The following is a 7,913-nucleotide window of genomic DNA, read 5'->3' as shown; positions in this document are numbered from 1 at the left end:
ACGGCCGAGCCGACCCAGCCGACGCCGGGCAGCGCCGAGACGTACTCGGTGCGCCGCAGCGGCGCGACGGCCGTGCTGGCGAAGCGGATCGGGAACTGTTCCCAGGGCTGGAACGACGTCCGGTAGGTGCTGATCGGGCCCATGTCGCCCTCGGCCGCGTAGGTCGCGTCCAGCGTCGCGAGGCCGCCGGCCGGCACCTTCACCGCGAACTCCGCCGGCACCTCGCCCTCGGCCGGGAAGACCAGGTCATAGAGGTACGGCTCGGCCGCGCCGGCCGGGGAGGTCAGCCGGAAGTACGTGTACCAGCGCAGCGCGCCGATGGTGACCGGATCGGTGGGCGTGACGGACAGCGACGGCGAGCCGCCGATCATCATGACCGCGGTGGTCGAGTCGGAGCCGGCCGCCGAGAGCCGCGAGTAGGTGGCCTGCATCTGCTCCAGCCCGGACGGGTTGGGCGTGGCCGGCACCGGCACGGCGACGGTGGCGGTGGCGGCGTCCGCGGTCACCGTCAACTCGGTGCCGGTGACCGCCAGCTCGGGATAGAAGAGGAGCGCGTCGCCCCGATAGACACCGTCCGCGCCGTACGTGGTGATGGAGACCTCGAGCGAATAGTGCCCGACCGGGACGCTGAACGACACCTGGCCGTCGAGGAACGGCTGGAGGCTGCTGAACCGCTGGACGTCGTCGGCGTTGGTGACCGCGACGCCGCCGGTCAGCGCGGGCCCGCCCAGCTTGTCGAGGCCCTTCACGGTCAGCGTGGCCACCGGGTACTGCGGGTCGGCGGTGGGTTCGGCGGCGCCCGCCGGACGCACTTTCCGGACGCCCGCGAGACCGCCCCCGGCGACGGCGGCGCCGAAGGCAGCCGGGTCGTCGATGCGGCCGGCCGACCGGTCGAGCCCCGGGATGTCGTGCGGGGTCGCGCCGGACGCCCACTCCACCTGGATCGCGGCCGGCGGTGCGAGCACGTCGAACAGCGCGAGATCCAACTGCCGGCCGACCAAGGAGAAGACCTTGTCGGGTACGACGTAGAAGTGCTCGCCGACCGCCATGCTGCGCACCCGGACCGGGTCGGTGGTGGCGGTCGCGCCGGCCTCGACGGCCCGGACGACTCCGCCGGCGAAGAAGACCCGCTCCCCCGTCGGCAGCGTGACCGGCGCCGGCGTGACCGGCCCCGGCGTGACCGGCGCCGGGTTCTCCTCGGCGTGGACGGCTCCCGGCACGGCGGCCAGCGCACCGAGGAGCGCAAGGGCGGCCAGTCCGTAACCGCCGGTCCTGTTCCGTAGGCGAAGCATCCGCATCCCTCCGGTTCATAGGCAGGCGTCTATCTTGGGAGCGCTCCCAGATCTGGTCAAGCCTTATTTCGTGCCAAGCCTTCCGAATCCCCGCAGAATCCGACAATGTCGGCGGGCCGAGGTCAGCGCACCTGCTTGGCGCCGAACTGCATGCGCGGCGTCGCGTAGAACTCCTGGGCCTGCACCAACTGGAGCTCGCGCTCGCCGGACCGGTAGGTGGTCTCGATCAGGTCGAAGACGCTGGAGGCCGTGCGCTCCAGCGACACCGCCGCACTCCGGGTTGCGACGTAGTGGGCGGTGAACAGGGCGGCCGTGACGTCCCCCGAGCCGTTCGCCTTGAACGGCAGGTGCGGGGTGGTCACGAGCCAGGCGCCGGCGTCGTCCACGGCGAGCATCTCGATCGTTCCCTCCTCCCGGTCGGGCCGCTCCACGCTGGTGACCAGCACGGTCGACGGGCCCGCGGCGCGAGCGAGGTCGGCCGATTCGAGGGTCGACTCGATGCTCGCCGGCTCGGTGCCGGTCAGGAACCCCAACTCGAACTGGTTGGGCGTGATGATGTCGGCCACCGGCACGACCCGGTCCCGCAGCAGGACCGGAATCTCGGGCGCGACGAAGCATCCCGACTTCGCGTTGCCCATCACCGGATCGCAGGCGTAGAGCGCCGCCGGGTTCGCGGCCTTGACCCGGCGCACGGCGTCGACGATGACATCGCCGATGCCCACGCCGCCCTGGTAACCGGACAGCACCGCGTCGATCTGCGCGAACACCCCGCGCTCCTCCACCCCGAGCAGGATCTCGGCCACGTCCGCCGGCGGGATCAGCGGCCCGCGCCAGGCGCCGTAGCCGGTGTGGTTGGAGAAGTTCACGGTGGGGACCGGGACGACCTCGACGCCGATCCGCTGCAGCGGGAACACCGCCGCGGAGTTACCGACATGACCGTGGGCGACCGACGACTGGATGGACAGAACCTTCATGCTTCCAGCCTAGTTACCGGTCAGGATCCGAACTGCGCGAAGCGGGGGCGACCGGCGCCGCCGAACGCGGTGAAGTCGCCGCCGACCGTCATCACCCGGGATGCCGGGTCGACGCTCAGGGTGAGCACACCCCAGCGGCCGTTGCTGCGCGGGTTCCAGCCGAGCAGGGCGCCGGTGGCCGGGTCCCAGGCGGCCAGCTTCGGCTGACTCCGCAGCGCTCGCGACGGGCACCACGAGGTCGCCGTGCGCGAACGCTGCGAGCAGGCGGTGTTGAAGTGCCCGCCACCGTAGACGACGCCGTTCAGGTAGGTGATCGCCTGCACATCGCCGTCCGTGATGCTGCTCCACACCAGCGACCCGTCGGGCCGGTACGCGGCCACCCGTCCACCCGGGCCGGCCAGCGCGGCGTACACCCGCCCGGTGTTGATCGTCAGAGCCATGACCGGGTACGGCGTAGCCGGGCGGAAGCCCGGGTCGACCTGCCCGTCGGTGAGCCGCCGTGCGGTGAGGCGGCCCTTGAAGTCGCCGCCGGCGTACAGCCGGGATCCGGCCACACTCAGCGCCCGCACCTTCCCGTCCGTCCCGCCCCGGAAGCCACGGTCCAGGGCGCCGTCGGACAGGCGGAACGCCGCCAGGTTGCGGGCCGCCTGACCGTCCACCGAGCGGAGGCTGCCGCCCAGGTAGAGCCGGCCGCCCGCGGTGGCCAGCGCCTGGCCGGTTCCCTTGACGGTGTGCTGCAGCGGTCCGACGGCGCCGCTGTTCAGGTCGATGCCGGCCAGGCCGGCGCGGGGCCGGCCGCCCACGGTGGTGAACTCGCCGGTCGCGTAGAGCGAGGACCCGGCGGTGGCCAGCGCCATCACGGTTCCGTCGGCCATCGGGGCCCAGGGCAGCAGCTTGCCGGTCCGGGTGTCCACCGCGGCGAGCCGCTTGCGGGCCACCGGCTTCCCGCCGACGATCGCGTGCGTGAAGTTGCCACCCAGGTAGACCGTGCTGCCCACGTGCGTGCTGGCGTAGACCAACCCGTCGAACCCGACCGTGGGGTCCGGCTTGGCCGAGACCAGCGAGACGGCCGCCTCGGCCGCGGTCGGTGTTCCCGCGATCGCGAGCACACCGGTGAGCACCATTCCCAGAAATCGCCGCCGCACAAAACGCATGAAGACGACATTATGGCGACACGGCGGGATCCGGACACCGATCGCGAAAGAAACAGTTGACCAGCGATGGACATCGATGGAGACTCCCTGGGAAAGCGCTTACCTCCGTCCTGTGGAGACCTGGATGAGGCTTCGTCGTATCGCCCTCGTGGCCGCCCTGATCCTGGCCGGCTCGTCGGCCCCCGCCCAGGCGGGCGGCCGGGCCGGCATCGAGCTGGAGCACCTGGATCGCGGCCTGGTCGCCGCGGCCACCGCCGAGGGCGTCTTCCTCAGCTGGCGGCTGCTCGGGCCGGAGGTCACCGGCCACTCGGCCACCGGCCTGACCGGGGCGAACTTCCACGTCTACCGGGACGGGCGGCGGATCGCCACCGTCACCGACAGCACCAACTACCTCGACCGGGCCGGCACCGCGGCGTCGGAATACCGGGTCGCCCCGGTCCGGGGCGGTCGCGGTGCGACCGCCACCCCGTGGTCGAGCAACCACTACGACCTGCCGCTGAACAAGCCGGCCGACGGCGTCACCCCGGCCGGCGAGGCGTACACCTACTCGGCCAACGACATGAGCGTCGGCGACGTGGACGGCGACGGCCAGTACGAATACGTCGTCAAGTGGGACCCGTCCAACTCCAAGGACGTCTCCCAGGTCGGTTACACCGGGAACGTCTACATCGACGCGTACGAGCTGGACGGCACCCAGCTCTACCGGATCGACCTGGGCGTCAACATCCGGGCCGGCGCGCACTACACGCAGTTCCTGGTCTACGACTTCGACGGCGACGGCCGCTCGGAGATGATGTTCAAGACCGCCCCCGGCACCCGGATCACCCGCTACCGGCACGACGGCTCGGTCGCCTCGTCGAAGTACATCACTCTGCCGTCGGCCGACCGGAAAGCCGGCTACCGCAACACCGACGACTACCGGATGAGCGCCGCCGACTACTACCAGCACGTGGTGCGGATGTTCGAGGGCTGGAGTTCGCACCCCGAGGTGGTAGCCGGGCACTGGCCGGCGACGGTGGAGGAGGCGCTGGGCCTCGCCCCCGGTTACGGCGACGCGAAGGCACTGACCGACTACTTCATGGACGTCTACGCACCGGCCCGCAGCACCCGCAACGCGCTGCGCAACTTCGCCGGATTCATCGTGGACGGCCCGGAATACCTCACCGTGTTCGAGGGTGCGACCGGCAAGGAGATGCAGACCGTACGCTACAAGCCCGGCCGCACCGACGACGGCCTGATGTGGGGCGACTACGCGATGGCCCGGATCGAGCCGGGCAACCGGGTCGACCGTTTCCTGTCCGGCGTCGCCTACCTCGACGGCCGGCACCCCTCCGCGATCTTCGCCCGCGGTTACTACACCAGAACAACCATCATCGCGTACGGCTGGAACGGTCACCGCCTGACCGAGAACTGGTACGTCGACTCGGGCTGGGTGCCGATGACGAACCCGTTCAACGACTCGCCGCACGGCCGGGACGGGACCGACCCGGAGTTCGCCACGATCACCACCCAGGGCGACCATTCGCTCAGCGTGGCCGACGTGGACGGTGACGGCAAACAGGAGATCGTGTACGGCAGCGCGACCATCGACAACGACGGCACCCTGCTCTACTCGTCGTTCGACACCCTGCCCGAGGGCAGCGCCGCACCCGGCGAGCACGTGCGGCTCGGCCACGGCGACGCCATGCACGTCACCGACATCGACCCCGACCGCCCCGGCCTGGAGATCTTCACGGCGCACGAGGGCGCGACGTTCGCGCCGTACGGCATGGCGATGCGCGACGCCGCCACCGGCGAGGTGCTGTTCGGCGCCTACTCCGGCCGCGACACCGGCCGCGCGATGATCGGTGACGTCCTGCCCGAGGTCCGCGGCATCGAGAACTGGGCCAGCCTGCCCGGCGGCTCCGACGCTCTGGGCCTGCACAAGGCCACCGGCGAGGTGCTGACCACGGCCATCCCCGGCACCAACCAGAGCATCCGCTGGGCCGGCGACATGACCACGCAGATCCTCAACGGCGCCATCGACGTGACGCCCACGATCGACGACTGGAAGCGCGGCCCCGTGCTGACCGCGACCGGAACGCTGGCCAACAACGGCACCAAGGGAACCGCGTCGCTGATCGCGGACATCTTCGGCGACTGGCGCGAGGAACTGCTGCTGCGCACGGCCGACAGCTCCGCGATCCGCATCTACCTGAGCACCGAGCTGACCTCCCACAAGCTCTACACGCTGATGCACGACCCGCAGTACCGGGTCGAGGTGGCCCGCCAGCAGACCACCTACAACCAGCCGTCCTACCCCAGCTTCTACCTGGCCTCCGACACCGACTGGGCGAAGGTTCCGCTGCCGTCGAGGGCCGCCGGGCGGTGATTACCCGACCGGGTCGCTCTGGGCTGCGGCGTGCCGGGGCCGGCGGCCGGTGCGGACCGCCATCCCGACGAGCCGGGACGCATCCGACCGTCTCGTCGAGGTGACGTCCGGCGCGGCCTCGTCGATCGGGACGACCAGCGTCGCGGGGAGCGTCATCACCACGCGGATGCCGCCCCCGTCGGCGGGACCGAGGGTCACGCCGATCCCGTGCTGGGCGGCCAGGGTCGCCACCACGAACAGGCCGAGCCGGGCGCTGTCGGCCGGGTCGAACTCCCGCGGCTGCGCCAGTCGCCGGTTCGTCTCGTCGACCGCGGCGGGCGACATCCCGATCCCGCGGTCCTCGATCTCGACCACGATCCCGCCCGGTTCCCGCCGGGCCGACAGGCGCACCGGGCTATCCGGCGGGGAGAACGTGGTGGCGTTCTCCAGCAGCTCACCGGCCAGATGACCGAGGTCGGCAACGGCGTGCTCGGGCACCTCGGCGTCCACGATCGGCCCGATCGCGATCCGTTCGGCGTGCTCCATCTCGCCGGCCACCCGGGCGAGGATCGTGCCGAGCGACTCGGCGCCGAGCCCGCGCCGGCTCCGCGCGGAGCCGGACAGGATCACCAGGTGCTCCGCGTGCCGGCGCATCCGGACGGCCAGTTGGTAGGCGCGGGCGTCCACCCCGTCGACCGGCCCGAGTGCCTCGATCTGGCGGTCCAGCAGCGCCTGGTTGCGCCGGGCGATGTTGACCAGGACCTTGTTCATGTCGTAGCGCACGGCCGCTTCCCCGGCCGCCGACTCGACCGCGCTGAGGTGCACGTCGGTCAGTGCGGCGCCCACCTCCGCGATCTCGTCGTCCCCCAGGCGCAGGCGTAACGCCTCGCCGTCCACGTCGATGCGCTCACCGGCCCGCAACCGCCGGACCAGTTCCGGCAGCCGTTGGCGGGCGAGCTCGGTGGCCGCCGTCCGGAGCAGGAACAGCCGGCGTACGACGGAACCGCCGATGCGTACGGCGATCGCCAGCGACAGCAGGATGGCGATCAGGCCGAGCAGGCCGGAGACACCGAACCGGATCAGGATCCGATCGCGGGCTTCCTTCGCGAAGGTGACGGCGTGGTCGTAGCCGTCCGCGAGGAAGGTGAACAGCTGACCCAGGGCCGGGGTCGCGGTCGCCTTCCACACTTCCCCGGTGATCCCGACCGGCCCGCCGGAACGTCCCTTCCCGATGATCTGATCCTCGGCCGACCGCAACGCCGCGAAGGCGGGGCCGCTGAGCATGCTCTTGAACAGCGCCTGATCGGGCGCCGGCAGCGTCGAGCCGGCGGTCGGGATCTGGAATCGCAGGGCACCGACGATCTGGATCAGCTGCAGGTACTCGCCGCTGCCGAAGCGGCCCGCCGTGGTGGCGCCGGTCAGCAGGGCATCCTCCTGGTAGAGCAGCTCCCCGGCCCGGCGCATGGCCACCATCGTGCGCATGACCCGTTCCACCAGTGGATCACTGGAGGCCGCCGCCGCGTTCGAGACGCTGAACGCGTACCCGATGATGCTGGTGTAGCCGCTCAGGACGGTGGTCAGGGTGGCGTCCCGGGCGTCGACCTTGGCCCGCACCAGGTTCAGGGAGTCGAGGCTGGTGGCCATGTCCGCGAACCGCGCACGGGTGATGTCGGCGGAGAACCCGCTCCCGCGGTACCGGCGGGACAGGTCCTGGAACTGTGCTATCGCCGCGTCGGTCGCCGCTCGCTGGGTGCGCAGGGCGGCGGCGTCGCCGTCCGGTGTGGCCAGGAACTCCGCCGACTGGGTGCGCTCGCGCTGCAGAGCGGCCACCATGCGATCACACGGCAGGCTCACGTTGTCCCGCGTGTTGTACGTGTCGCGCAACGCGGTCGCGTCAGCGAACGAAGCCTTGACGTCAATCACCCACAGCCCGGTCAGCGCGATCACCGGCACCAGCAGAGCAAGGACGATCTTCGAGCGAATGGACCTCGGTTTTCTTCGCATGGGACCTCAATCAAGCAGATGACGGGTAGGTCCTCTGGGTGAGAGGTAGGACCGGACGACATCCACTGTGGAGTACGCATCTCGGCCCGCTCCGGTTCACCATCACGCCCGACGGTGAGCCAGGGCGCTGATGAGGCCG

The 7,913-nt window shown here is 71.0% G+C and carries 5 protein-coding genes; 1 reads left to right on the top strand and 4 read right to left on the bottom strand.

What is annotated here, in order from left to right:
• From Ato02nite_RS44815 to Ato02nite_RS44805, 3 genes are all read right to left on the bottom strand, one after another.
• Positions 1–1,292 (bottom strand): hypothetical protein (locus Ato02nite_RS44815; RefSeq protein WP_213012830.1); only part of this gene is annotated, 1,292 nt, incomplete at its 3' end.
• Between the two features lie 122 nt (positions 1,293–1,414).
• Positions 1,415–2,266 (bottom strand): pyridoxal kinase PdxY, encoded by an 852-nt coding sequence (pdxY, locus tag Ato02nite_RS44810; RefSeq protein ID WP_213012829.1) that lies wholly within the window; start codon positions 2,264–2,266, stop codon positions 1,415–1,417.
• Positions 2,267–2,286: 20 nt separating this feature from the next.
• Positions 2,287–3,420, bottom strand: coding sequence for a hypothetical protein (locus Ato02nite_RS44805; RefSeq protein WP_213012828.1), 1,134 nt, complete (start codon positions 3,418–3,420; stop codon positions 2,287–2,289).
• 124 nt (positions 3,421–3,544) lie between these two features.
• Here Ato02nite_RS44805 and Ato02nite_RS52755 point away from each other — a divergent pair, with 124 nt between their 5' ends.
• Positions 3,545–5,791, top strand: a complete 2,247-nt coding sequence (locus tag Ato02nite_RS52755) for a rhamnogalacturonan lyase (RefSeq protein ID WP_213012827.1) — start codon at positions 3,545–3,547, stop codon at positions 5,789–5,791.
• On the opposite strand, the gene Ato02nite_RS44795 is transcribed toward Ato02nite_RS52755, so the two are convergent.
• Positions 5,792–7,774 carry a sensor histidine kinase gene (locus Ato02nite_RS44795; RefSeq protein WP_213012826.1) on the bottom strand — a complete coding sequence of 661 codons (1,983 nt, stop codon included), beginning with the start codon at positions 7,772–7,774 and terminating at the stop codon, positions 5,792–5,794.
• Positions 7,775–7,913 lie beyond the last annotated feature (139 nt).

The organism is Paractinoplanes toevensis (assembly GCF_018332695.1).
GTDB lineage: Bacteria > Actinomycetota > Actinomycetes > Mycobacteriales > Micromonosporaceae > Actinoplanes > Actinoplanes toevensis.
The sequence above is the reverse complement of the archived record's forward strand: the minus strand, read 5'-3'. Positions and strand labels throughout refer to the sequence as shown.

Coding starts and splice junctions, on each gene's coding strand:
- pdxY (WP_213012829.1), bottom strand. CDS start 2,266: ATGAAGGTTCTGTCCATCCAGTCGTCGGTCGCCCACGGTCATGTCGGT.
- Ato02nite_RS44805 (WP_213012828.1), bottom strand. CDS start 3,420: ATGCGTTTTGTGCGGCGGCGATTTCTGGGAATGGTGCTCACCGGTGTG.
- Ato02nite_RS52755 (WP_213012827.1), top strand. CDS start 3,545: ATGAGGCTTCGTCGTATCGCCCTCGTGGCCGCCCTGATCCTGGCCGGC.
- Ato02nite_RS44795 (WP_213012826.1), bottom strand. CDS start 7,774: ATGCGAAGAAAACCGAGGTCCATTCGCTCGAAGATCGTCCTTGCTCTG.